This window comes from Halomonas jincaotanensis (assembly GCF_018448785.1).
GTDB lineage: Bacteria > Pseudomonadota > Gammaproteobacteria > Pseudomonadales > Halomonadaceae > Halomonas > Halomonas jincaotanensis.
On sequence record NZ_JAHCLU010000017.1, the window covers coordinates 13,323 to 36,512 of the forward strand.

The 23,190-nt window shown below is 62.6% G+C and carries 27 protein-coding genes; 19 read left to right on the forward strand and 8 right to left on the reverse strand.

Features of this window, described 5'->3' with window-relative positions; genetic code table 11:
- Positions 1 to 63 precede the first annotated feature (63 nt).
- From rpsF to KG088_RS14670, 7 genes are all read left to right on the forward strand, one after another.
- Positions 64 to 435, forward strand: a complete 372-nt coding sequence (gene rpsF, locus KG088_RS14640; protein ID WP_213826574.1) for a 30S ribosomal protein S6 — start codon at positions 64 to 66, stop codon at positions 433 to 435.
- A 32-nt stretch (positions 436 to 467) separates the two neighbouring features.
- Positions 468 to 695 (forward strand): 30S ribosomal protein S18, encoded by a 228-nt coding sequence (gene rpsR / locus KG088_RS14645; RefSeq protein ID WP_213826576.1) that lies wholly within the window; start codon positions 468 to 470, stop codon positions 693 to 695.
- 11 nt (positions 696 to 706) lie between these two features.
- Positions 707 to 1,558 carry a hypothetical protein gene (locus tag KG088_RS14650; RefSeq protein WP_213826579.1) on the forward strand — a complete coding sequence of 284 codons (852 nt, stop codon included), beginning with the start codon at positions 707 to 709 and terminating at the stop codon, positions 1,556 to 1,558.
- A gap of 15 nt (positions 1,559 to 1,573) precedes the next feature.
- Positions 1,574 to 2,020 carry a 50S ribosomal protein L9 gene (gene rplI / locus KG088_RS14655; protein WP_213826581.1) on the forward strand — a complete coding sequence of 149 codons (447 nt, stop codon included), beginning with the start codon at positions 1,574 to 1,576 and terminating at the stop codon, positions 2,018 to 2,020.
- Between the two features lie 194 nt (positions 2,021 to 2,214).
- Complete coding sequence (dnaB, locus tag KG088_RS14660) at positions 2,215 to 3,603, forward strand: replicative DNA helicase (RefSeq protein ID WP_213826583.1); 1,389 nt, start codon at positions 2,215 to 2,217, stop codon at positions 3,601 to 3,603.
- 66 nt (positions 3,604 to 3,669) lie between these two features.
- Positions 3,670 to 3,960 carry a Hint domain-containing protein gene (locus tag KG088_RS14665; RefSeq protein ID WP_213826584.1) on the forward strand — a complete coding sequence of 97 codons (291 nt, stop codon included), beginning with the start codon at positions 3,670 to 3,672 and terminating at the stop codon, positions 3,958 to 3,960.
- A gap of 187 nt (positions 3,961 to 4,147) precedes the next feature.
- Entirely contained in the window at positions 4,148 to 4,450 is a 303-nt protein-coding gene (locus tag KG088_RS14670; protein WP_213826586.1) for a DUF6482 family protein, read from the forward strand.
- 19 nt (positions 4,451 to 4,469) lie between these two features.
- Here the strand turns inward: KG088_RS14670 and KG088_RS14675 are convergent, their stop codons facing one another.
- Entirely contained in the window at positions 4,470 to 4,856 is a 387-nt protein-coding gene (locus KG088_RS14675) for a thiol-disulfide oxidoreductase DCC family protein (RefSeq protein ID WP_213826588.1), read from the reverse strand.
- Positions 4,853 to 6,451, reverse strand: coding sequence for a cryptochrome/photolyase family protein (locus KG088_RS14680; protein WP_213826591.1), 1,599 nt, complete (start codon positions 6,449 to 6,451; stop codon positions 4,853 to 4,855). The genes KG088_RS14675 and KG088_RS14680 overlap by 4 nt, the downstream gene beginning before the upstream one ends.
- 114 nt (positions 6,452 to 6,565) lie before the next feature.
- Between KG088_RS14680 and hemH the strand changes: the two genes are divergently transcribed.
- A complete protein-coding gene (hemH, locus tag KG088_RS14685; RefSeq protein WP_213826593.1) occupies positions 6,566 to 7,639 on the forward strand; it encodes a ferrochelatase in 1,074 nt (357 codons plus the stop codon).
- A gap of 6 nt (positions 7,640 to 7,645) precedes the next feature.
- Here hemH and KG088_RS14690 read toward each other — a convergent pair whose 3' ends face one another.
- Genes KG088_RS14690 through KG088_RS14715 form a run of 6 tightly spaced genes read right to left on the reverse strand, consistent with a single transcriptional unit; the run spans position 7,646 to position 13,480 of the window.
- Positions 7,646 to 8,038, reverse strand: a complete 393-nt coding sequence (locus KG088_RS14690; RefSeq protein ID WP_213826595.1) for a Na+/H+ antiporter subunit G — start codon at positions 8,036 to 8,038, stop codon at positions 7,646 to 7,648.
- A 10-nt stretch (positions 8,039 to 8,048) separates the two neighbouring features.
- The gene (locus tag KG088_RS14695) at positions 8,049 to 8,318 is read right to left on the reverse strand and encodes a K+/H+ antiporter subunit F (RefSeq protein WP_213826597.1); all 270 of its coding nucleotides are present in this window, start codon (positions 8,316 to 8,318) and stop codon (positions 8,049 to 8,051) included.
- A complete protein-coding gene (locus tag KG088_RS14700; RefSeq protein WP_213826599.1) occupies positions 8,300 to 8,809 on the reverse strand; it encodes a Na+/H+ antiporter subunit E in 510 nt (169 codons plus the stop codon). Before KG088_RS14700 ends, KG088_RS14695 begins: the two co-directional genes overlap by 19 nt.
- Positions 8,806 to 10,314 carry a monovalent cation/H+ antiporter subunit D gene (locus tag KG088_RS14705; protein ID WP_213826601.1) on the reverse strand — a complete coding sequence of 503 codons (1,509 nt, stop codon included), beginning with the start codon at positions 10,312 to 10,314 and terminating at the stop codon, positions 8,806 to 8,808. The genes KG088_RS14700 and KG088_RS14705 overlap by 4 nt, the downstream gene beginning before the upstream one ends.
- Complete coding sequence (locus KG088_RS14710) at positions 10,311 to 10,655, reverse strand: Na+/H+ antiporter subunit C (protein ID WP_213826603.1); 345 nt, start codon at positions 10,653 to 10,655, stop codon at positions 10,311 to 10,313. The genes KG088_RS14705 and KG088_RS14710 overlap by 4 nt, the downstream gene beginning before the upstream one ends.
- The gene (locus tag KG088_RS14715; protein WP_213826605.1) at positions 10,655 to 13,480 is read right to left on the reverse strand and encodes a monovalent cation/H+ antiporter subunit A; all 2,826 of its coding nucleotides are present in this window, start codon (positions 13,478 to 13,480) and stop codon (positions 10,655 to 10,657) included. The genes KG088_RS14710 and KG088_RS14715 overlap by 1 nt, the downstream gene beginning before the upstream one ends.
- A gap of 251 nt (positions 13,481 to 13,731) precedes the next feature.
- On the opposite strand from KG088_RS14715, the gene KG088_RS14720 reads away from it, so the two are divergent.
- The 11 genes from KG088_RS14720 (at position 13,732) to KG088_RS14770 (ending at position 23,104) form a co-directional block, all read left to right on the forward strand.
- On the forward strand, positions 13,732 to 16,062 hold the full coding sequence (locus KG088_RS14720; protein WP_213826607.1) for a putative monovalent cation/H+ antiporter subunit A: 2,331 nt from the start codon (positions 13,732 to 13,734) through the stop codon (positions 16,060 to 16,062).
- Positions 16,055 to 16,492, forward strand: a complete 438-nt coding sequence (locus tag KG088_RS14725) for a Na+/H+ antiporter subunit B (RefSeq protein ID WP_213826609.1) — start codon at positions 16,055 to 16,057, stop codon at positions 16,490 to 16,492. Before KG088_RS14720 ends, KG088_RS14725 begins: the two co-directional genes overlap by 8 nt.
- A 9-nt stretch (positions 16,493 to 16,501) precedes the next feature.
- Complete coding sequence (locus KG088_RS14730; RefSeq protein ID WP_213826611.1) at positions 16,502 to 16,849, forward strand: Na+/H+ antiporter subunit C; 348 nt, start codon at positions 16,502 to 16,504, stop codon at positions 16,847 to 16,849.
- Positions 16,846 to 18,363, forward strand: coding sequence for a Na+/H+ antiporter subunit D (locus KG088_RS14735; protein ID WP_213826613.1), 1,518 nt, complete (start codon positions 16,846 to 16,848; stop codon positions 18,361 to 18,363). The genes KG088_RS14730 and KG088_RS14735 overlap by 4 nt, the downstream gene beginning before the upstream one ends.
- Complete coding sequence (locus KG088_RS14740; RefSeq protein WP_213826614.1) at positions 18,360 to 18,833, forward strand: Na+/H+ antiporter subunit E; 474 nt, start codon at positions 18,360 to 18,362, stop codon at positions 18,831 to 18,833. The genes KG088_RS14735 and KG088_RS14740 overlap by 4 nt, the downstream gene beginning before the upstream one ends.
- Positions 18,834 to 18,846: 13 nt before the next feature.
- Positions 18,847 to 19,116: a monovalent cation/H+ antiporter complex subunit F gene (locus KG088_RS14745; protein WP_213826615.1), complete on the forward strand. Its 270-nt coding sequence runs from the start codon at positions 18,847 to 18,849 to the stop codon at positions 19,114 to 19,116.
- On the forward strand, positions 19,109 to 19,513 hold the full coding sequence (gene mnhG / locus KG088_RS14750; protein ID WP_213826616.1) for a monovalent cation/H(+) antiporter subunit G: 405 nt from the start codon (positions 19,109 to 19,111) through the stop codon (positions 19,511 to 19,513). Before KG088_RS14745 ends, mnhG begins: the two co-directional genes overlap by 8 nt.
- 171 nt (positions 19,514 to 19,684) lie before the next feature.
- Positions 19,685 to 19,837, forward strand: coding sequence for a DUF2256 domain-containing protein (locus KG088_RS14755; RefSeq protein WP_213826617.1), 153 nt, complete (start codon positions 19,685 to 19,687; stop codon positions 19,835 to 19,837).
- Positions 19,834 to 21,243 (forward strand): DASH family cryptochrome, encoded by a 1,410-nt coding sequence (locus KG088_RS14760; protein ID WP_213826619.1) that lies wholly within the window; start codon positions 19,834 to 19,836, stop codon positions 21,241 to 21,243. Before KG088_RS14755 ends, KG088_RS14760 begins: the two co-directional genes overlap by 4 nt.
- Positions 21,244 to 21,293: 50 nt before the next feature.
- The gene (locus KG088_RS14765; protein WP_213826621.1) at positions 21,294 to 21,749 is read left to right on the forward strand and encodes a DUF3429 domain-containing protein; all 456 of its coding nucleotides are present in this window, start codon (positions 21,294 to 21,296) and stop codon (positions 21,747 to 21,749) included.
- An 80-nt stretch (positions 21,750 to 21,829) separates the two neighbouring features.
- Positions 21,830 to 23,104 (forward strand): lytic murein transglycosylase, encoded by a 1,275-nt coding sequence (locus tag KG088_RS14770; RefSeq protein ID WP_213826623.1) that lies wholly within the window; start codon positions 21,830 to 21,832, stop codon positions 23,102 to 23,104.
- Positions 23,105 to 23,190: the final 86 nt, after the last annotated feature.

A 23,190-nucleotide genomic window follows, 5' to 3' on the forward strand; every position in this document is an offset into this window, starting at 1 on the left:
CCTTGCTTCCCATGAGCGATCGACATCCTCAATGCGGAAGCTGCCAAACCGCAAGGAGATTCAATGCGTCATTACGAAATCGTCTTCATGGTCCATCCGGACCAGAGCGAGCAGGTTCCTGCCATGGTCGAGCGCTACACCGGCCTCGTCACCGAGAATGGCGGTACTGTGCATCGCCTGGAAGATTGGGGCCGCCGCCACATGGCTTACCCAATCAACAAGATTCACAAGGCTCACTACGTGTTGATGAACATCGAGTGCAGCGGCGAGACCCTCGACGAAATCGAGAACATCTTCCGCTTCAACGATGCCATCATTCGTAGCCTGGTGGTGCGCGAGAAAGAGGCGATCACCGAGGCGTCGCCGATGATGAAGCCGGCGGAAGAGAAGCGCCCGCGTCGCGAAGACAAGCCACGCAGCGCTGAAACCGCTTAAGCCCACCCATCGCACGTTGAAGGAGTCTTTTCATGGCACGTTTTTTCCGTCGCCGCAAGTTCTGTCGTTTTACCGCTGAAGGCGTGAAGCAGATCGATTACAAGGATCTGGACACGCTCAAGGCCTACGTTACCGAGACCGGCAAGATCGTTCCCAGCCGCATCACCGGGACCAAGGCTCGTTATCAGCGCCAGCTGTCCTCCGCGATCAAGCGGGCACGCTTCCTGGCGCTATTGCCCTACACCGATAGCCACCAGTAAGCACTGGCAAGATGCTGCCGATCGCCCGATGGACGATGCGTGGTACGCCCTATGCCATTGGGGGAGTGGTCATCGCGACGCTCATCCCATGGCTATTCTGGCTGGGGGCCGCGATCACCGCACTGGTCACCCTGAGGCGTGGCATGGCCCCGGCGCTGCCGGTGATCGTGGCTGCCGCGTTGCCGGCAGGCTGGTGGTGGACGCGGGGTGATGCCATTCCGCTGGCCAGCATTCTGCTGGTCACGCTGATGGCCGTGGTGCTTCGCTCCCGAATGCGCTGGAGCGAAGCCTTGATCGCTGGCGCCCTGGTCGGTGCAGGCATGATCCAGTTAGGGATATTCCTGCCGCCGGGAGGCGCGGGCCCAATGCTGGAGCAGTTGCGCCAGGGGTCGCCGGAAATCGAGTCCATGCTCACCGAGCTAACCCGGCAGGGGATGGACACCGAGCAGTTGGCTTCACTTCTGATCAGCGGCATCACCGGCCTGATCGTACTGCTCGCCGCAGTGGGTTGTCTGGCGCTGGCACGCAGTTGGCAGGCGGGGCTTTACAACCCTGGCGGGTTTCGCGAGGAATTTCACGGCCTGCGTTTGACCGTCAAAGAGCTCGCCGTGCTGGTGGCTCTCGTGGTGATTGGCATGCTGTTGGGGCTTCCGGGGCTGGGCATGCTGCTGTGGGTGCCCTTGTTGGTCGGGGGGATCGCGCTGGTTCATGGGGTTATTGGTTTAAAGGGAATGAATGGGTTGTGGCTGGTCGCCTTCTATGCGTTGTTGATCACCACCTGGCCCACGATTCTCATCGTGCTGCTGCTGGCCTTCATTGATGTCTTCGCGGATTTTCGCGGGCGTCTGGCCAGTCGCCACTGACAAGAGGTTTACGAGATGAACGTCATTCTGCTAGACAAGATTGGCAAGCTGGGGGGGCTGGGCGACCAAGTCACTGTCAAGCCTGGCTACGGCCGCAATTACCTGGTGCCCTACGGCTTGGCCGTGCCGGCAACCAAGGAGAACGTCGCCGCGTTCGAGGCTCAGCGTAATGAGCTTGAAGCCCAGGCCGCCGACCGCAAGGCCGAGGCCGAAGGTCGTGCCGCCCAGCTGAACGAGATCGAACTGTCGTTGGTGTCCAAGGCTGGTGACGAAGGCAAGCTCTTCGGGTCCATCGGGCCGCGTGATCTGGCCGAGGCCATCGCCTCCGCCGGCATCGACGTCGCCAAGAGCGAAGTGCGCATGCCGGAAGGTCCGATCCGTCAGACCGGCGAATACGACATCGCCCTGCATCTGCATGCCGAAGTCAACGCTACCGTGCGCGTCGTGGTGGTGGCCGAGTAAATTGGCCTGGTAGAAAGTATGCTCAGGAGGCGTGGGGACCGAGTCCCTGCGCCTCTTTCTTTTGCTCGGCTGAAGGCGTGGCGCGACATCGCGAGCCAAGGTGTCTGTCGTAGCGCTTGCGTCATGCTGTCCTGTGGAAGGGCATGACGTTGAAGTAAACTATTCCAGCCGTCTCATCCGAGAACTGCTCTATCATGAACGACACTCTCGAGTTCGATCAGGAAACCGCCGCCCTCAAGGTGCCGCCGCATTCGCTTGAAGCCGAGCAGTCGGTACTGGGTGGCCTGATGCTCGATAACCTGGCCTGGGACAACGTCTCCGAGCGCCTGGTGGCAGACGACTTTTATCGCTACGAGCATCGACTGATCTTCAATGTCATGGTCAGCCTGGCCGAAGGCGCCCGCCCCCTGGATGTCGTAACGCTCTCCGAGTCCCTGGAAGGCCGAGACCAGCTGGATACGGTCGGTGGGCTGGCCTATCTGGCCGAGCTGGCGCGCAATACGCCATCGGCGAGCAATATTCGCGCTTACTGCGACATCGTTCGCGAACGCGCCACCCTGCGTAAGCTGATCCGTGCTGCGAGTCAGATCGCCGAGGGTGCCTTCAGCCCCCAGGGCCGCCCGGCGGACGAACTGGTCGACGAGGCCGAAAGACTGGTCTTCCAGATCAGCGAAGAGCGTCCCAAGTCGGGCGGCCCCATCGGCATGAGTGAGCTGCTGGCCAAGGCGGTCGACCGCATTGACGAGCTGTTCAACATGCAGGGCGAGATGACCGGACTGTCCACCGGCTTTCGCGATTTCGACGAAATGACGTCGGGTTTGCAGCCCTCGGATCTGGTGATCATTGCCGGTCGACCCTCAATGGGCAAGACGACTTTTGCGATGAACATGGTCGAGCACGCGGTGATCGCCAGCGACAAGCCAGTGATGGTGTTTTCGATGGAAATGCCCGCCGATTCGCTGATGCTGCGCATGCTCTCCTCGCTGGGGCGCATCGACCAGACCCGGGTGCGTACCGGACAGCTCGAGGACGAGGACTGGCCCCGGCTGACTTCAGCGGTCAATCTGCTCAAGGACAAGCAGCTGTTCATCGATGATACCGCGGCCCTCTCACCCAACGAGATGCGCTCGCGGGTGCGTCGCCTGATGCGCGAGCACGGCAACATGTCGCTGATCATGATCGACTATCTTCAGCTGATGCAAATCCCCGGCTTTTCGGAGAACCGAACCGGCGAGATCTCGGAAATCTCGCGCTCGCTCAAGGGACTGGCAAAGGAGTTTGGCTGCCCGGTGGTCGCGCTCTCCCAGCTCAACCGTTCGCTTGAACAGCGCCCCAACAAGCGCCCGGTGATGTCCGACTTGCGCGAGTCCGGGGCCATCGAGCAGGATGCCGACATCATCGCCTTCGTCTATCGTGACGAGGTGTACAACCCCGACAATCCCGATAACCAGGGGATCGCCGAGCTGATCATCGGCAAGCAGCGTAACGGGCCTATCGGTACTGTGCACATGGCCTTCATTGGTAAGTACACGCGTTTCGAGGATCTCGCGCCCGACAGCTATGGACAGGCGTTCGGCGACTAATTCTCCCTTGAGCCCGGGGGCGTGCCCCGTATAATCCGCGGCTTGTTCCCACGTGAAGGAGGCATCATGGCAGGTGGATTCCGGCGCAATAACCGGCAGCGGACCCCGAAATTGGAAGGACGAGGCGAGTTGCAGTCACTCGAACGCGAAGGTCCCTTCAAGGAGTGGTTGGGCATGCCCGACCTCTACCGCTACCACCTGGTGGTGGATGGCGAGGCATACAGCTATCAGACTGAAGATTCGGAAGTTCCGGTCGCAGTCGGCGACAGGGTGGTGTTCCGCTACAAGGAGACTCGCGCGGGCAAGTGGGTGGACCGCCGGTCGCTGGGCAAAGCGATCGACCCCGCTGATTATTAATAGGGCGGGAAGGTGGGCAGTAGGTCAGGAACCTGACGGGTTGGTCAGGGTCGTAAGGGTTACATGTCAATGACATAGGATTGTCATCAGGCGCTGCCAGGCTGGGCATCGGGGCTTCTCAATACCCTCTTTTGCTCGACCGATGTGCCATGACATCAACGACCTGCCCACCAAGGAGGCATTAGCCATGGAATTTCAGGAACTCAAGGACTTCGTGGCACGGCATGACAATATTGAAGTCCGCGTCATCACCCACGCCGGCAGTCATTTCTATCAGGTCGAACTCGAGGATGGGGAAGGCCGGCGCCACATGATCACCCGACGTGGCAAGCCCGGGCTGTTTCGTTCGCTCGACGACGTCTATCTAGAACTCAAACGGGCTGGCATTCATCGTGCCTATCTGGTCCAGCAGGTGCCCCACGACGAGATGATCGGTCGTGAGGCGCACTACAACGATCCGCTGACATCGCGCATGCCGCTGGTTTTCTGATCCCATCTCAACGCTGGCGTTATCGTTGTTTAAGCCAATGCCCGAAGCACACCCGGCGCCGGGCAAACCAACCATATCCGGCGTTTAGCATGCCTGCCAATCCCGGTAGACAGCTTAGCCATACCAGTCGCCGATAGCCCAGCACGGCATAGAGTGCGCGGCTGGCGTCCATGCCGATAAACCAGCCCCCCTGCGCGTCGCGTAGGTGCAACCTGCCCATCATCGATTCGAAGCTAGTGCCGAGTGCGCCGGCATCGAAGCCGGGCGCCTGAATATCCACCAGCGCCACGCGCTCTCGACGCGGATGACGCGTCAGCCAAGCGACCTCTCGCTGGCACAGCGGACACTGGCCGTCGTGATAGAGGGTGACCGGCGCCTGGGCATGCAGGGTGGCGGATCGGTTCATTGTGCGTTCTCCTCGGGTGGATGATAACCGTGACGGTGCAGGCGGTGCTGGTGACCCTGGCCATAGGCGGGGGCGGCATCCAGCCCGGCCAGGAAGGCCTCGGCCTGCTGGCGCATGGCATCGCGCTTGTCGTCGCTCATGCGCGCAAGCGAGCCGTAGATCAGCTTCATGCGTGGGTTGCTCGACAGCGTATCGGCGTGTCGCTCGAGGAAACGCCAGTAGAGGCTGTTGAATGGGCAGGCCCTGGCGCCGGTGACCTGCTTGGGGTCGTAGCGGCAGCGACCACAATGGTCCGACATTCGGTCGATATACTTGCCGGAGGCAGAGTAGGGCTTGGAGCCCATCAGGCCGCCATCGGCGTGCAGCACCATGCCCAGAGTATTGGGCAGCTCTACCCATTCGCTGGCATCCGCGTAGACCGCGAGATACCAGTCGCAGAGCGCCTCGGGTGCCACGCCGCACAGCAGCGCAAAGTTTCCGGTGACCATCAATCGCTGGATGTGGTGGGCATGGGCATTGTCACGGGTCATCTCGATGGCGCGCCGCAGACAGCGCAATTCGGTGTCGCCGCTCCAGAAAAAGGCCGGCAGGCCACGCTCGGCCGCGAGCCGGTTGCCACGCTTGTAGTCGGGCATCCGGGTCCAGTAGAGCCCGCGCACGTATTCGCGCCAGCCAAGGATCTGCCGAATGAATCCTTCGACACTGTTTAGCGGTGCCTCACCACGATACCAGGCACCCTCGGCGGCCTCGCAGACTTCCCGGGGCGAGAGTAGCCCGAGATTGAGCGCTGCCGAAAGGCGTGAATGGTAGAGCACAGGCTCGGCATCGCTGATGGCATCCTGGAAGCGGCCGAAGTCGGGCAGCGAGTGGCGGATGAAGTGGCGCAGGTCAACCAGCGCCTGGCGGCGGGTCACCGGCCAGTTGAAGCCTTCCAGGCTGCCGAAGTGGTCACCGAAGTGTTCGGCCACCAGCGTCAGGACGTCCCGAGTGATGGCGTCATGCGCATGCCTGGGGAGTGTGGGGAACGTGACATCTTTCGGCAGCGGTTCGCGATTGTCACGATCGAAGTTCCAGCGCCCGCCAGCAGGGTGCTCGCCCTCCATCAGCAGGCCTGTGCGCTTGCGCTGCTCTCGGTAGAAGTACTCGAGCCGCGGCTGCTTTCTGCCTCGCGCCCAGTCGGCGAAGTCCGCGGGCGTGGTGAAGAAGCGGTTATCCTCGATAAGCCGCCAGGGCAGCGACGCCTGGCGGCGTGCCTGCATCGCCTCCCATAGCCGCCACTCTCCCGGGCGTACCACGCGAATCTCGTCGCAGTGGTAGAGCCTGGCGACTCGTTCGGCCTCGTCGAGAAGGTCTTGGGTATTGTCGGGATCGTCCAGCGCGCTGTAGTGCACCCTGATACCACGCTGTTTCAGCGACTCGGCGAAGTGGCGCATGGCCGTCAGGAACAGCGCGATCTTCTGCGGATGGTGGGCGACGTAGCGGCCCTCGGCGGCGACCTCGCACATCGTCACCACGCCACCCTCGGGCAGCTCGGCAAGGCTCGGCAGATCCAGGCTCAGCTGGTCGCCGAGCACCAGTACCAGGGGATGCGACATTTTGTACCTCAAGCTGTACAAATAAGCCCCATAGTACAACTTCATCCTGTCTCGTGGCGATCTGCCTGATAGACTATTGTTCCACACCCGATAGCGACCGGAGGAACCCAGCGCATGCGTTCAGAGACTACGGAAATTGATCCACCTGGCAGTGGCCGCCTGGCTCACGCCCCGGCCGACCACCCGGCGGTGCCGCGCAAGAAGGTCGGGGTGCTGCTGGCCAACCTGGGTACCCCGGATGCCACCGATTATTGGTCGATGCGCCGTTACCTCAGCGAGTTTCTCTCCGACAAGCGAGTCGTCGACTATTCCGCCTGGCTCTGGCAACCCCTGCTGCAGCTGGTGATACTGACCCGGCGGCCCTTCAAGTCCGGCGAGGCCTATCGGGGAATCTGGAACACCGAAAAAGACGAGAGCCCGCTGCTGACGACGACACGCGACCAGACGCTCAAGATCGCCGAGGGCCTTCACGAGGCCTATGGCGAGGACGTGGTGGTGGATTTCTGCATGCGCTACGGTAACCCCTCCACCGACAGCGTGCTGCGACGCTTGCAGGCGCAGGGCTGCGAGAAGATCCTGTTCTTTCCGCTCTACCCGCAATATGCCGGTCCGACGACCGCCACGGCCAACGACCAGGTCTTTCGCACCCTGATGACGCTCAAGTGGCAGCCGTCGCTGCGCACGGTGCCCGCCTACTTCGAGCACCCGGACTACCTCGAGGCCCTCAGCAACTCGGTCCGCGAGGCCTACGCGGCCGCCGAGTCGACCCCCGACGTGCTGGTGGCCTCCTATCATGGCGTCCCCAAGCGCTACCTGATGGAAGGCGATCCCTACCATTGCCAGTGCCAAAAGACCACGCGGTTGCTCAAGGAGCGGTTGGGCTGGCGCGATGAGGATATCGTCACGACCTTCCAGTCGAAGTTCGGCCCAGAAGAGTGGGTAGGCCCAGCGACTGTTGATCACGTCGCCGAGCTGGCCCGGCAGGGCAAGAAGCACATCGCGGTGGTGTCTCCGGCGTTCTCGTCGGACTGCGTGGAGACGCTCGAGGAGATCAACGAAGAGATCAAGGAGAGCTTCGAAGCCGCTGGGGGCGAAACATTCACTTATGTTCCCTGCCTCAACGACCGCGACGATCATATCGCCGCCTTGCTGACGATCATCCGCAACGAGCTGGGCGGCTGGCTTTAGCCGCCCTCAGCCGTGGCCGCGGTCAGGGTGCGGCACCGGCTTCTCGCCGATTTCCTCCTCGCGCAGCTCGGAAGGGCGCCCTTGTGTCTTGTCGACGTGGCGAAGCTGCATGTGAAGCCCTGTCTTGGCCATCAGGTGGGCACTGACCGGTGCGGTGATGAACAGGAACAACGTAATCAGCACTTCCTGGGCGTCGGGCCTGCCGTCCACGACCCAGAAATACAGCATCGAGGCCATCAGCATGCAGCCGATGCCCAGGGTGGTGGCCTTGGTGGGGCCATGCAGGCGCATGTAGAAGTCGCGCAGGTGGGCCATGCCCAGCGAGCCGATCAGCACGAAGGCGCCGCCGGCTACCAGCAGGAAGGCGATCACGCCTTCAAGGATCACGTAGTGGGTCATTCGTTCGTCCTCATTCGATGATATCGCCGCGCAAAAGGTACTTGCAGACCGCCACGGTGCTGATGAACCCGAGCATGGCGATCAACAGTGCCGACTCGAAGTAGGTCTTGGTGTTGAGCCAGAGCCCCATCAGCACGATCAGCGCGATCGCGTTGACATACATGGTGTCCAGCGCCAGCAGTCGGTCCGGCATGTCGGGCCCCTTGGCGAGGCGATAGACGTTGAGCAGCAAGGCCAGGACCACCGTGGCGAGGCTGAAGGTCAGGGCGATGTCGAGCATTCGTAGATCTCCTTGAGAGGACGTTCGTACCGCTCGCGGATCTGTGCGATCAGCGCCTCCTCGTCATCGACGTGCAGGGCGTGAATCAGCAGCGTCTTGCCGTCCATGCGCAGGTTGGCCGATACCGTACCCGGCGTCAGGCTGATGGTGTTGGCCAGTAGGGTAATGGTGAAGCGTTTCTCCACCATCAGCGGGTATTCGATGAAGTGAGGCTGTAGACGTCGCCAGGGATTGATGATCAGCCAGGCCACCTCGAAGTTAGCAATGATAATGTCGCCGAATACACGAAGCGCGAAGCGCAGCAGCAGCCAGGGGTTGCTGACATGGGGCTCAAGGTCCCAGAAGCGATAGGTGGCCAGCGGAATCGCGACGGCCAGCGCACCACCCAGCAGGAAATGACCGAATGCCAGGCTGCGCACCAGAAGCAGCCAGACCACGAGCAGCAGGATCGACATCAATGGCGTCGGAAGCCAGGCACGGGGCTTGATCATGGGGCATCTCCGGCGTCGTTCAGCAGCGCATCGATGACGATGGCGGGATTGGCCAGCTGGTTGGCGGTGGCCAGTGTGTACTCGCTGACCGGGCCGGCCAGGATCACCAGCAGCGGTGACGCGCCCAGCAACCAGGCCACTCCGAACCAGCGCCGGCGCGACAAGGGTTGTCCGGCCGCTTCGCCCTGGCTTCGCCAGAATAGCGTTGAGCCGGCACGCGACAGGGCGATCAGCGCACAAAGGCTGGTACCCAGCAGCATCGGCCATAGCCAGGGGCGCTGGCCTGCCTCGGCCGCCTCGAGCATCAGCGCTTTACCTAGTGCGCCGGAAAGCGGCGGCATTCCCGCCACTGATACCGCGCCCAGCAGGAAGAGACCCGCCAGCCAGCCACCCTTTTGCAGGGGGCGACCCATGACCAGCCGGGTGCCCGCCTTGCCGCGTTGGAGGCCGATCAGTTCGGCAAGCAGGAACAGCCCGCCGGTGACCAGAGTGGTATGGATCAGATAGTAGAGTAGTGCCGATACCGCCGCCGGCGAGCCCATGCCGATCCCGGCCAGTAGGGTCCCCACCGACACCAGCACCAGATAGGCGACCAGCAGGCGCAGGTCGCGCGCCGCCAGCACACCGATGCCAGCCGCCACCAGGGTGGCCAGCGACAGCCACCAGACCCAGGACTGCTCGAGGCCGGCGAGGGTGCCGGCCTGTTCGCCGAAGATCAGCGAATAGACCCGCAGGATGGCGTAGATGCCGACCTTGGTCATGATGGCGAACAAGGCGGCTACCGGCGCGGGAGCCGCCGAATAGGCCCTTGGCAACCAGAAATACAGGGGCAGGATCGCTGCCTTCAAGCCAAAGACCACCAGCAGCATCAGGGCGCCGGCGCTGACCAGGCCGGCGCGCTCGGCGGGCAGCTCCGCCAGGCGCGCCGCCATGTCGGCCATGTTGAGGGTGCCGGTGGCACCATACAGTACCCCGACAGCGATCAGGAACAAGGACGAACCGGCCAGATTGAGCACCACATAGTGCACGCCGGCCTGAATACGCGCCTTGCCGCCGCCATGCATCAGCAGGGCGTAGGAGGCCAGCAGCAGCACTTCGAAGAACACGAAGAGGTTGAACAGGTCGCCGGTGAGAAAGGCCCCGTTGATGCCCAGCAACTGCCACTGGAACAGGCCATGAAAGTTGCTGCCCTGTTCGTCGTCGCCGGCGCAGGCGAAGACCACCGCACCCAATGCCAGCAAGGCTGTTAGCAGCACCATCAGCGCGGAGAGGCGGTCGAGTACCAGCACGATACCGAAAGGCGGCTGCCAATCACCCAAGGCATAGAAGGACACTTCTCCAGTGCTGGCGCGCGCGACCAGCGCGATGCCTACGATCACCAGCAGTGCCGTGGCGCCAACGCCGATCAACCGCTTGGAGCGCGTGCGGCCATGACGGTCGTAGAGCAGCACAATACCGGCGACCAGCGGCAGTACTACGGGCAGGACGATCAGATGCCCCATCATCGACGCTCCTCCCCGTCGTCATGTTTGCGGCCATCGACATGGTCGTTGCCCATTTCGCCCCGGGCCCGCATCGCCAGGATCACCACGAAAGCAGTCATGGCGAAGCCGATGACGATGGCCGTCAGTACCAGTGCTTGCGGTAGCGGGTCGGCATAGGCTGTTGGGCCATTGACGATGGCTGCGCCGTCGGTGGTCAGCCCGCCCATGGAGAACAGAAACAGGTTCACCGCGTAGGACAGCAATGTGAGGCCGACGACCACCGGGAAGGTACGTCCGCGCAGGGTCAGGTAGAGCCCACAGGCGGAAAGCAGGCCGGTGGTGATGGCGTACAGGCTTTCCATCAGTGTTTCTCCTTGCTGGCAGGATCCACATTGGCAGGGGGTAGCCGTTTTGTTGGGCGATGCGGCGTCGTCAGCCTGCCGAGGTTGGCGAGGATCATCAGGGTGGCCCCGACGACAGCGAGAAAGACACCGAGATCGAAGAGCATGGCGGTGGCCAGTTCGAACTCCCCCACCAGCGGCAGCTTGAAATAGCCGAAACTCGAAGTCAGGAAGGGGTAGCCGAACAGCCAGCTGCCCAGCCCGGTCAACGTGGCGACTGCCACGCCAGCAATCGCCACCGGCTGATAGGGAAAGTCGAGACGCTGCTGGACCCACTCCACGCCGCGGGACATGTACACCATGATCAGCGCCACGGCGGTGATCAGGCCGGCAATGAAGCCACCTCCGGGTAGGTTGTGCCCGCGCAGGAAGATGAACGCCGAGACAAGCAGTGCCAACGGCAGGATGGCTTGGGAAATCGTCGTCAGGATCATCGGGTAGCGGTCCGGCGACCAGACGCGGCCTTCACCATCGCTGTGCGGCATGAACAGGCGCAGACGGTTGAGCAGCTTGAAGATGGCCAGTCCGGCCAGCGCGAGAACGGTGATTTCACCCAGGGTATCGAAGCCGCGAAAGTCCACCAGGATCACGTTAACCACGTTGTGGCCGCCGCCACCGGGTACGCTGTTGTCGATGAAAAAACGCGAGATGGGGGCGTTGTCGCGAGTGAGCACCGCATAGTTGAGGCTGGCGACCACGGCCCCCAGCGCGCCGGCCAGCAGAATGTCGCGAAGATTGCGCATCGGCGACGACTCGCGAGCGGTCTTCTGTGGCAGGAAGAACAGCGCCAGCATCAGCAGGATCATGGTCACCACTTCCACCGAGAGCTGGGTCAGGGCCAGGTCGGGCGCTGAGAAGCGGGCAAAGGTCAAGGCCACGACCAGCCCTACCACCGACAGCATCAGCAGCGATACCAGGCGGTGGCGGTGGGTGAGCACGGTGCCCAGGCCACCGAAGATCAGCAGGCCAGCGCCAAGCAAGAGGATGGCATCGACGGGCTGATTGCCTAGTTCCCCGGTCAGCACCGGCATCCCGGCAAGCCCTAGGCCACCGGTGACCAGCGCCGCCAGCAATAGATAGCTCATGTAGCGTTGCAGCGAACTGCCATCCAGTTGTTTGAGGGTGGTCTCCGAGCTGCGGGCCAGTTGTTGCAGGGCGCCTTCGAACACCAGGCGTGCATCCACCGGGCGAAAGGACCGAATCAGGCGGCGAAGCTGCGGATGCAGCAGATAGCTTGCGATACCGGCACCCAATGCCACTAGGCTCATCATTAGCGGTAGGTTGACGCCATGCCAGATGGCCAGATGGAAATCCAGCGGCTCGCCGAGCACGGCTTCGGTGGCCAGCGCGAGAAGGCCGGTGGCCAGTGCGGCGGGGAAGAGTCCCACCAGCACGCAGAGGGCGACCAGGACCGCTACAGGCGCATGCATCAGTCGCGGCGGTTCGTGAGGCGGCTTGGGGGGCGTCTGGCGTGGCGGCTTGAAGAACACGGCATGCACCAGGCGCAATGAGTAGCCGACGGAGAGGATGCCGCCCAGCGTTGCCAGTAGCGGCAGCAGCCAGCTGAGCCCACCCAGCACCGGTGTGGCGAGGGTTTCGGTGAAGAACATTTCCTTGGAGAGGAAGCCATTGAACAGCGGCACGCCCGCCATCGCGGCACCGGCCAGGGACATGAGCAAGGCGGTGATCGGCATTGCCCGACGCAGACCGCCCAGCTTGCCGAGCTCACGGGTGCCAGTCTCGTGGTCGATGATCCCCGCTCCCATGAACAGCGCCGCCTTGAAGGCGGCGTGATTGAGGATATGGAAGAGAGCGGCGAGCACCGCCATGGGGCTGCCGATACCCAGCAATGCGGTGATCAGCCCCAGGTGGCTCACCGTGGAAAACGCCAGGATGGCCTTGAGGTCAGTCTTCAGCAGGGCGAACCAGGCGCCGTAAAGCAAGGTGGCCGTGCCGACCAGTGCGACGACCGCGGACCACAGTTCGCTACCGGCGATGGCCGGATGCAGCCTCGCCATCAGGAAGATACCGGCCTTGACCATGGTTGCCGAGTGCAGGTAGGCCGACACCGGCGTGGGTGCCGCCATGGCGTGTGGCAGCCAGAAGTGAAAGGGGAACTGCGCCGACTTGGTGAAGGCGCCCAGCAGCACGAGCGCCAGCATCAACGGATAGCGTGAGTCGGCCCGGATCGCCTCGCCGCTGTCGAGGACCACGTTCATGTCGAAGCTGCCGACCATGTCACCGAGCAGCAGCAAGCCGGCCAGTAGCGCGAGGCCGCCCGTGCCGGTCACCGTCAACGCCATGCGGGCGCCCTTGCGCGCATCGCTGCGATGCGACCAGAAGCCGATCAACAGGAAGGAGGAGAGGCTGGTGAGTTCCCAGAACAGCCATAGAAGGATCAGGTTGTCGGACATGGCGATGCCGACCATGGAGGCCATGAACAGGATCAGGAAGGCGTAGAAACGCCCGAAAGGCTCCTCGGGCGACAGATAGAAGTGCGCGTAAAGCAGAATCAGCAGCCCGATGCCCAGGATCAGCAAATTGAACAGCAACGACAGGCCGTCCAGACGAAAGGCCAGGTCCAGCCCCAGGCTGGGTAGCCAGTCAACGGAGAAACGCAACACCTCCCCGGCGGCCAGACTCGGCACCTGGAACAGCATCAATAGCAGAGCAACGGCGGGTAGCACGGCGGTTGCCAGAGAACATTCGCGGCGACCACGCCTGGCAGTGAGAGCCGGCACCAGGGAACCGAAAAGCGGCAACAGGGCTATCCAGAACAATGTCATCGATCGGTCTTCCTGCACAGTTTCGGTAAGCGAGAGGAGGCTGTCCGCCTGTAGGAAAGAGAAGCTGGCGTTTAGCGTCGCTCCCCTCGCAGGTGGGCATGTCCATCAATGGCATGGGTTTCTCCACTCTAACGCAAAGTGGACAATCTCGCTGCCTCCTTGCCTTTCAACACTTTGTTTCTATAGAGTTGGTCGTTCTAACCAAGCGGAGCGACGTGGCGTCGCCCTTGAAAACCAAGCGGAGGGGCATCATGCAACTTGCCGTGCTGGGAGGCTTTGTGCTGGCGGCCTTTGCGCCGTTATTGCATCACTGGTTCGGCGCCCGCGCTCCGCTGGTAATGGCACTACTTCCTGTCGGCATCGCGGTCTGGTTGCTTGGCCAGTGGCCGGCGATTGTGGCCGGCGAGGTGCTGCTGCTGGAATGGGCCTGGGTACCGGGACTGGATATCACCCTGACCTTCCTGATCGATGGGCTGGCACTTCTCTTTGCGCTGCTGATCACGGTGATCGGCGCGCTGGTGTTGATTTACGCCGGGGAGTATCTGCGAGGACACCGCGACCTGCCACGCTTTCTGGTAATCATCACCGCTTTCATGATGTCGATGCTCGGCCTGGTGCTGGCCGACAACCTGGTGACGCTGTTCGTGTTCTGGGAGCTCACCAGCATCACCTCCTATCTGCTGATCGGCTTCGACCACACCAACCTCGCCGCTCGCAAGGCGGCGCTTCAGGGGCTGCTGGTTACCGCCGGCGGTGGTCTGGCGCTACTCGCGGGCTTTGCCATGCTGGGGGTCGCCGGGGATAGCTGGTCGCTGGTCGAGCTGAATTCGCAGGGCGATCTGCTGCGCAATCACGAACTCTATACGCCCTTGCTGATCTGTGTGTTGCTCGGCGCCTTCACCAAGTCGGCACAATTTCCCTTTCACTTCTGGTTGCCCAATGCCATGGCGGCACCCACGCCGGTGTCGGCCTACCTGCACTCAGCGACCATGGTCAAGGCCGGGGTCTACTTGCTGGCGAGGCTTCATCCGTCCCTGGGCGGGACCGAGACCTGGGTGATCACGCTGTCGCTGATCGGTGCGCTGACCATGGCCACGGGGGCCTTCCTGGCGATACAGCACACCAACATCAAGAAGCTGCTGGCCTATTCGACGATCATGGCGCTAGGCACCCTGACCATGCTGCTGGGGATCGGCACCGACGGGGCATTGGTCGCCTTCGCGGCCTTCCTGCTGGCGCACTCACTGTACAAGGGGGCGCTGTTCATGATCGCCGGGATTCTCGATCACGAGACCGGCACCAAGGATGTGACGGCCATGGGGGGGCTGCGTCGGGTGATGCCGGTGACCGCCGTGGTGGCCTTTGTGGCCGCCCTGTCGTTGGCCGGCTTGCCGCCGATGCTCGGCTTTTTGGGTAAGGAATTGATGTTCGAGTCGGTACTGGACGCGAGCCACTATCGTCCCATCATCCTGCTGCTGGCCTTCACAGCCGCCTTCCTGACGCTGGCCGTAGCGGCGATCGTCGCCCTGCGCCCGTTCCTGGGGACGCTTCGCGAGACACCGAAGACGCCCCACGAAGCCCCACGCGGCATGTTGGTCGGGCCGGCACTGCTCGCGGCCCTGTCCTTGCTCGCGGGCCTGGCGCCGGGGCTGCTCGACGGCCTGGTGGGTGCTACCGCCGCAAGCCTTGGGGCGACGGACTCGAACGTCCATCTGGCACTGTGGCACGGGTTCAATCTTCCGCTGCTGCTGTCGCTGCTGAGTCTCGCCCTGGGCACCCTGGCATTTCGTCATTGGGACCGTCTGCGGGCAAGACTGGCAAGGCTCGAGCCGGTCATGGCGCGGGGGCCCGAGGCGGGGTACGAGGCAATGATGCGTGGGCTGGTGAGCGTGGCCGGCTGGCAGACCCGCATGTTGCAGAACGGCTATATTCGCAATTACCTGGTGATGACCCTGCTGGTGTTGCTGGGATTGGTGGGACACGCCCTATTTTTCCGCCATTCGCCGCGCTTCGATATCGCCCTGGATGTCTACTTCCATGAGGCGGTCGCAGCCGGCTTGATGGTTGCTGGAGCCGTGGCTGCCTGCGTCATGCGCTCGCGGCTCGCGGCGGTGGCCGCGTTAGGGGTCATGGGGTTCTCTATTGCCCTGACCTTCGTGCTGTTCAGTGCCCCGGACCTGGCGATCACCCAGTTGCTGGTCGAGACCCTGACGGTGATCCTGCTGGTGCTGGTGCTATTCCGTCTTCCGCGCTTCGCCATGCTGTCCACTCCGGTGGAGCGCCTGCGTGACCTGGTGGTCGCCACCCTGACCGGTGGGATGATCACGCTGCTGATGCTTTCGGTGCTGGGCGGTGAGCGGCTGTCGCGCATTTCCGATTACATGATCGCCAACAGCCAGCCGCTGGGGCACGGCCACAATATCGTCAACGTGATCCTGGTCGACTTCCGAGCCCTGGATACGCTGGGCGAGATGTTCGTGCTCGCCCTGGCGGCTATCGGGGTCTACGCCATGCTGCGCTTTCATGCGGAGGAGTACGATGCTCGGCGTTCCTCCGCCTCACCGGAGAAACACGATGGTTAGATCGGGCACGCTGATCCTCAACGTTGCGGCGCGCCTGCTGCTGCCGTTGCAATTGCTGTTCTCGCTGTTTCTGCTGCTGCGCGGCCATGACGAACCGGGCGGTGGCTTCATCGCCGGCTTGGTGGCGGCGGGGGCCTTTACCCTGTATCTCTTTGCTCACGGCAGGCGAGCCATGAGTGAGATGCTCATGGTCTCGCCCCGCGACCTGGTGGGCATGGGATTGTTGCTCGGCGTGGTCTCGACCCTGCCGGCCTGGTGGAATGGCGATCCCTTCTTCACCGCCCAGTGGTGGACCATTCCGATCATCGACCTCAAGGCCTCGACGCCGCTGATCTTTGATATCGGCGTTTATCTGGTCGTGCTGGGCTCAGTACTGACCGCGATCACCGCGCTGGTGAAGACCGACCACGAAGACAACGCCCGAGGCTGAGGAGGCTTCATGGAACCCCTGCTGGCCGTCGCTATCGGCGTCCTGTTTGCCGCCGCCATCTACATGATGCTGCGCCGGTCGATCGTCAAGCTGGTCATTGGCCTGATGCTGCTCTCCAATGCCGCCAATCTGCTGATCTTCGTCACAGCTGGTCTGGTGCGCGGAGCACCACCACTGGTGCCCGCAGGCCTCTCGGCGCCCGAAGGTGTGGTAGCCGACCCGCTACCCCAGGCGCTGGTATTGACCGCCATTGTCATCGCCTTCGGCGTGCTGTCCTTTGCGGTGGTGCTGGTACGCCGCGCCTGGGAGATCGTGCGTGCCGATGACCTCGACAAGATGAAGGATACCGACACGTGAATCCTCAGATCGCGCTGCCCATTCTGATTCCGCTGCTGTCGGGGGCCATTTCGCTGGTCTTCTGGCGTTCGCGGGGCATGCAGCGAGCCGTCGCCGTAGCCGGCACTGCGGCGCTATTGTTGACCAGTATCTGGTTGTTAGTGTCGGTCGTCAGTGACGGCATCCTGGTGATGCAGATGGGTAACTGGCCCGCCCCCTTCGGTATCAGCCTGGTGGCCGACCTGCTGGGCGCCATCATGGTCCTGCTCACCGGCATTATCGGCTTTGCCGTGGCGCTGTATTCGCTAGCCACTACTGGGCGCGGCCACGAGGCCTACGGCTATTTTCCATTGATGCACCTGCTGCTGGCGGGGGTTGCCGGCGCCTTTCTCACCGGCGATATCTTCAACCTCTACGTCTGGTTCGAGGTCATGCTGGTGGCGTCCTTTGCGCTGCTCATCCTGGGTAGCGAGAAGGCGCAGATGGAAGGCGCCATCAAGTATGTGACGCTGAACCTGGTTTCCTCGGTCATCTTTCTTGTGGCGGTGGGGCTGCTTTACGGCATGGTGGGGACGCTCAACATGGCCGATATCGCCCGTCGCATGGCGACCCTGGAAGACCAAGGCATGGTCGACGTGCTGGCGATGATGTTCATGGTGGCCTTCGGCATCAAGGCGGCGGCCTTTCCGCTGTTCTTCTGGCTGCCGGCGTCCTATCACACCCCGCCGGTGGCGGTATCGGCGCTGTTTGCCGGCCTGCTGACCAAGGTTGGCGTCTATGCGCTTTATCGGGTCTTTACCCTGATCTTCTACCACAGCCCCGGCTATACCCACGAGATCCTGTTGTGGGGAGCGGGTCTGACCATGCTCTCCGGCGTGCTGGGGGCGGCGGCACAGTTCGAGTTTCGCCGAATCCTGTCGTTTCACATCGTCAGCCAGATCGGTTACATGATTCTGGGGCTTGCGCTGTTCACACCCCTGGCGATCATCGGCGGGGTTTTCTACATCATGCATCACATCATCGTGAAGACGAACCTGTTCCTGATCAGCGGCATTGTGAATCGCCTGCGCGGCAGCTATGAACTCAAGCATCTGGGCGGCTTCTATCGCAGCCATCCCTGGCTTGCCGTGCTGTTCCTGATTCCGGCGCTGTCGCTGGCGGGGATGCCGCCCCTTTCGGGGTTCTTCGCCAAGTTTATCGTGATCCGCGCCGGCATCGAGGCCGAGGCCTATGGCGTCACCTTTATTGCCTTGCTGGTGGGGCTGCTGACGCTCTATTCGATGGTCAAGATCTGGGCCGAGGTGTTCTGGAAGGCGGCGCCGGAGGAAGGCAAGACCGACCCCTATCCGGCGGTCAGTCAGTCCGAGCTGTGGCTGATGACCACGCCGGTGGTCGGCCTGGCGCTTTGCACCTTGCTGATCGGCCTCAATGCCGAGCCCATCTATGCCCTGGCCGAGGCTTCGGCCAGTGAGTTGCTCGACCCCGAGCGCTATATTGAAGCCGTGCTTGGCAGGCAAGAGGAGGTTTCGCCATGATCGGAGCCGCCTGGAATCTGCTGCTGGGCTTCGCTTGGGTGGTCCTGACCGGCGACTTCAGTGGCCGTAACCTGCTGGCCGGTGTGGTGTTCGGCTATCTGGTGCTGGCGCTTATCCAATCGCAGGTGCCCGCCCTGGCCGGCCATGCGCAGCGTTTGCCACGCTTGATCGGTTTCATCGGTTTCTTCCTCAAGGAGCTGTTGCTTGCCAATCTCAAGGTGGCCTTCGATATCATTACGCCGCCCTGGTACATGAAACCCGGTGTAATCGCCATGCCGCTCAAGGCCCGCACCGAATTCGAGATTACCTTTGTCGCTAACCTAATTTCCCTGACACCGGGCACCCTGAGCCTGGATGTCTCCGATGATCGTCGTGTGCTGTATATCCATGCCATGTTCCTGGACGATGAACCGGAACTACGCCGCAACCTGGCAGAGCTGGAGCGGCGGGCGCTCGAACTGTTTCTTTGAGAGGAGTCGATTCGTGTCGACCGTGATCATGCTGAGTTTGGTGCTTATGTCCCTGGCCTTGTGCCTGACCTTCGTGAGGTTGTTTCGTGGTCCGAGTCTGCCGGATCGCGTAGTGGCGCTGGAGCTATTTTCCTCGATTCTGGTCGGTTTTATCGGCGTGGTGGCTATCGTCTCCGACGTGCCTAGCCTGCTGGACGTGGCAATCGTCATGGCGCTGATGGCCTTCATGGCCGCCATCGGCTTCGCGCGGTTTCTGGAGCGGGGGGGGCCGCGAGATGATTGATGTCATCAAGGGAGGGTTGATTCTCTCAGGGGCTATTTTCATGCTGCTGGCGTCACTGGGTGTACTGCGCCTACCCGACCTGCTGACCCGCATGCACGCTACGACCAAGGCAGCGACGCTGGGTGCCAGTCTGATCATGCTGGCGGTAGCCCTGCATTTTCCGCAGGTAGCCGTCGTGGCCCGTGCCCTGGGCGTCATTTTGTTCATCATGGTCACGGCCCCGGTGGCGGCGCATGTCATCGGTCGTGCAGGCTATTTTGTCGGGTCGCGTCTCTGGGACGGGACCGTAAAGGACGAGTTGCGTCCCAACTACGACCCCTTGACCCACGAGCTCAAGAGCGGTCAGGAAGTCCCGGAACCCAAGGCCGAATCGCCTCCCGTCTCTCGAGGAGAGTGACGCCTATCGGCAAGCACTTGTGATTATCGCCGTCTCTTACCGGGCCGCCTTCGGGCGGTCCTGCTGCGTTGATACTTCGCCAGACACGATGCAGCGGGTAAAAATTAATGTACAATACTTGTACCTAAATAAAGTATTGTCCATGGATGATACCTGCCGGCGAGGTACCCGATGCACCGCAAGTCTGAACTCCCGAGCAAGATCTGCCTCGAGTGTGAGCGAGATTTCGTCTGGCGCCGCAAGTGGGCTCGCTGCTGGGATGAGGTTCGTTTCTGCAGCGAGCGCTGTCGCCGTGAGGTCCGCCGTGCTCGGAGAGCGGGATGAGCACACAGATTGCCTGGTTCCGGTCCGACCTGCGGCTGGCTGATAACCCCTTGGTACGTTTCGCGACGCCACCGGAACAGCTGCTCTGTATCTACGTTCTTGATGAGTGTTGGTTGACGACGATCGCCGCCACCGGTAAACCACGCATAGGGCCTGCCCGGCTGCGATTTCTTTGGGAATGCCTGATCGAATTGCGTGGTGAGCTGCTTAAGCGGGGAAATGACTTGCTGGTGCGTATCGGTAATCCGCCGGAAGTGGTTGCCGAGTTGGCCGTTACCCTCGGCGCGAATACCGTACGCGTTCGCCGCGATGCTGGAGACGAGGAGGCTCGGGCGGTCGAGAGGCTCATCGAACGTCTGGCAGGGCATGCCGATGTGGTGAGCTTCGATGCGGGGCTGCTGTTCGACGAGGTGGACCTGCCCACCTCGGTGGCGGCGCTGCCGTCGAGCTTTTCTGCGTTTCGTCGTCGGGCGGAGCGACAGTGGGCGTTGCCAGCCGCCGAGCCGGCGCCACTCACCCTGCCGCTTTGGCCGCGGGGCGCTGCGCGAGGGCTTCCGCCATTGCATGAGGTCTGTGCATCGAGCTCAGCCTGGCGGTCCGATCCGCGTGGGCAATTTGATTTCGAAGGCGGCGAAGTGGCCGGTCTAGCGCGTCTGGACCACTATCTTTGGCAGACCGGCGCCGTGGCACGCTACAAGATGACCCGCAATGGACTACGGGGGGCCGACTTTTCCACTCGACTTTCGCCGTGGCTTGCTCATGGCTGCCTGTCGGCGCGTCAGGTTCATGATGCCGTGCGCGGCTGGGAAGCCGAGCAGGGCGCCTGTGAATCCAGCTACTGGGTCATATTCGAGTTGTTGTGGCGCGAGTATTTCCACTGGGCGGGTCGTCAGGAAGGCCCAGCGCTGTTCGGCCGCTGTGTGCTCCCTTCGTCCGGTCCCGCCTTTACCGCCTGGTGTCAGGCTCGCACAGGAGTGCCGTTCATCGATGCCGCGATGCTGGAACTGGCATTGACTGGCTGGCTCTCCAACCGTGCGCGACAGAACGTGGCGAGCTTCCTGGTCAAGGACCTTGGTGTGGACTGGCGTCTGGGCGCAATCTGGTTCGAGCATTGCCTGGTCGACTTCGATGCGGCGAGCAATTGGGGAAATTGGCGCTATGTGGCCGGCGTGGGACGCGACACTCGCGATCGCTGGTTTCATGTCCTCCGACAGGCCGAGCAGTACGATCGCGAAGGCGACTACGTGGCACACTGGCAACCGGCGCTGCGCGAGCTTCCGCCAGGGCGCGGAAGACACCAACCCTGGCGGGTAGCGCCCCAGTGCTTTCCCGTGCCGCAGGTCGTGCCCGCCGCCTGGCAAGACAGGCTGCTTACCGGCGACGAGACCCGCGACATCGAAGATTGAATGCGGGTCTGCGCCTGTATCGCCCACTGTCCGATTGAGCAGGAGACAAGATGTCGCTTTCTTCCTTTCCCCGCCTGCCTGTGGTGCTGGGCCTGGCCGGTCTGCTGCCTTTTATTGTCAGCTCGGCGGCTGCCTGGCTGGCGCCGATGGTCTGGCAGGTCATCGCGATCAAGGCGTTTGTCTACTATAGCGCCGTGATTCTCTCCTTTCTCGGTGGAGTGCAGTGGGGCGTGGCGATGACTGGCGACTCGCCCGAGGCTTCGTCTTACCGCACGCGAATGCTGCTGGCGATGGTGCCGAGCCTGATCGCCTGGCCGGCGTTGCTGCTGCATCCAGCCGATACCGCCTGGGTGCTGGCGGCGGGCTTCGTGCTGGTGCGCTTGCATGAACTCAGTCGGGAAGGCCGTTCGATGTTGCCGAGCTGGTACCAAGGCATGCGGACGCTGCTGACGCTAGTGGTGCTGGTGTGCCATGGCGTGTTGATCTGGCGGCTCTCCGGCCATTGATCGGGCTGGCCGTCATGCTCGATATCGGCGATGATCATGCCCGACTAACCTTACGGAGTGCCCTAGCGACGATGAAACAGATGCTGACGACCCCCCTGTTGCTGGCGTTGCTCGCCGGTTGCCAGGCCGCCCCGACCAATGAGGCCAGCGCCGCGGACACCGCGGTGAGCTCAGAGTCCGAGGCCGGCCAGCAAACCAATGGTGAGGATGCCGAGGTGGCAGAGCCGGAGGCGACGCCAGAAGACTTCGCGGCATGGCTGGCGGCCTTCCGCCGCGACGCCCAGGCGCAGGGGATCAAAGAGACCACCCTGGACCGCGCCCTGGACGATGTACGCTACCGTCCCCGTGTCATCGAGCTTGACCGTTCACAGCCGGAGTTCGTCCGCCCCATCTGGCAATATCTCGACACCGCAGTCTCGGCGACACGGATCGACACCGGGCAAAGACGGCTAGCGGCTCACCGTGATACTGCCCGGCAAATGGAGCAGCGCTTCGGGGTGTCGCCGGAGATCATCGTGGCGATCTGGGGCATCGAGAGTAATTACGGCAGCAACTTCGGCGACTTCTCAACCCTGGAGGCGCTGGCCACCCTGGCATTCGACGGGAGGCGTCGCGATTTCGCGCGTGCTGAGCTGCTGGCAGCCCTGCGCATCCTCGAGGCGGGCGATATCAGCCCCGGGCGAATGATCGGCTCCTGGGCCGGGGCGATGGGGCATACCCAGTTCATTCCTTCGAGCTTCGAGGCCTACGCAGTGGACGGCGACGACGATGGGCGTCGTGATATCTGGGGCAGCATCCCCGATGTGATGGCATCTACCGCCAACTATCTGGCCCGTGCCGGCTGGCAGCCCGGCCAACCCTGGGGCGTCGAGGTGGCGCTCACCGACGACTTTGACTATTCCCAGGCCGAGCTGGAGACGCGTCGGGCCAGCCAGGCTTGGGCCGAGCGGGGGGTTCGTCCACTGGCCGGTAAGGCGTTGCCCGAGTTCGAGAGTGCCTCGGTGATCTTGCCGGCAGGGGCCCGGGGGCCGGCTTTCCTGGTGGGGAAAAACTTCCGCGCTATCCTGCGCTACAATAATGCGACCAGCTATGCCCTGGCGGTGGGGAGTCTGGCCAATGAAATTGCCGGGCGCGCCGGCATTCTCGGTGATTGGCCACGCGACGAGCAGCCCTTGATGCGTCGCCAGGTGCGCGAGCTGCAGCGCCTGCTCAACGAGCGTGGCTTCGAGGTGGGGCAGCCCGATGGCATCATGGGACCCAATACTCGCCGTGGCCTCAGGGCCTACCAGCGCTCCATCGGTGAGACGCCCGATGGCTTCGCCACGTTGCGGTTGCTCGAACGTCTGCAAGGCTGAACAAAAAGATTCCTGATTACTCATGTTGATCAGCCATCGCGCCAACCTGAGGGCTATACTGGATTTACATGGGTCGACAAGGAGTG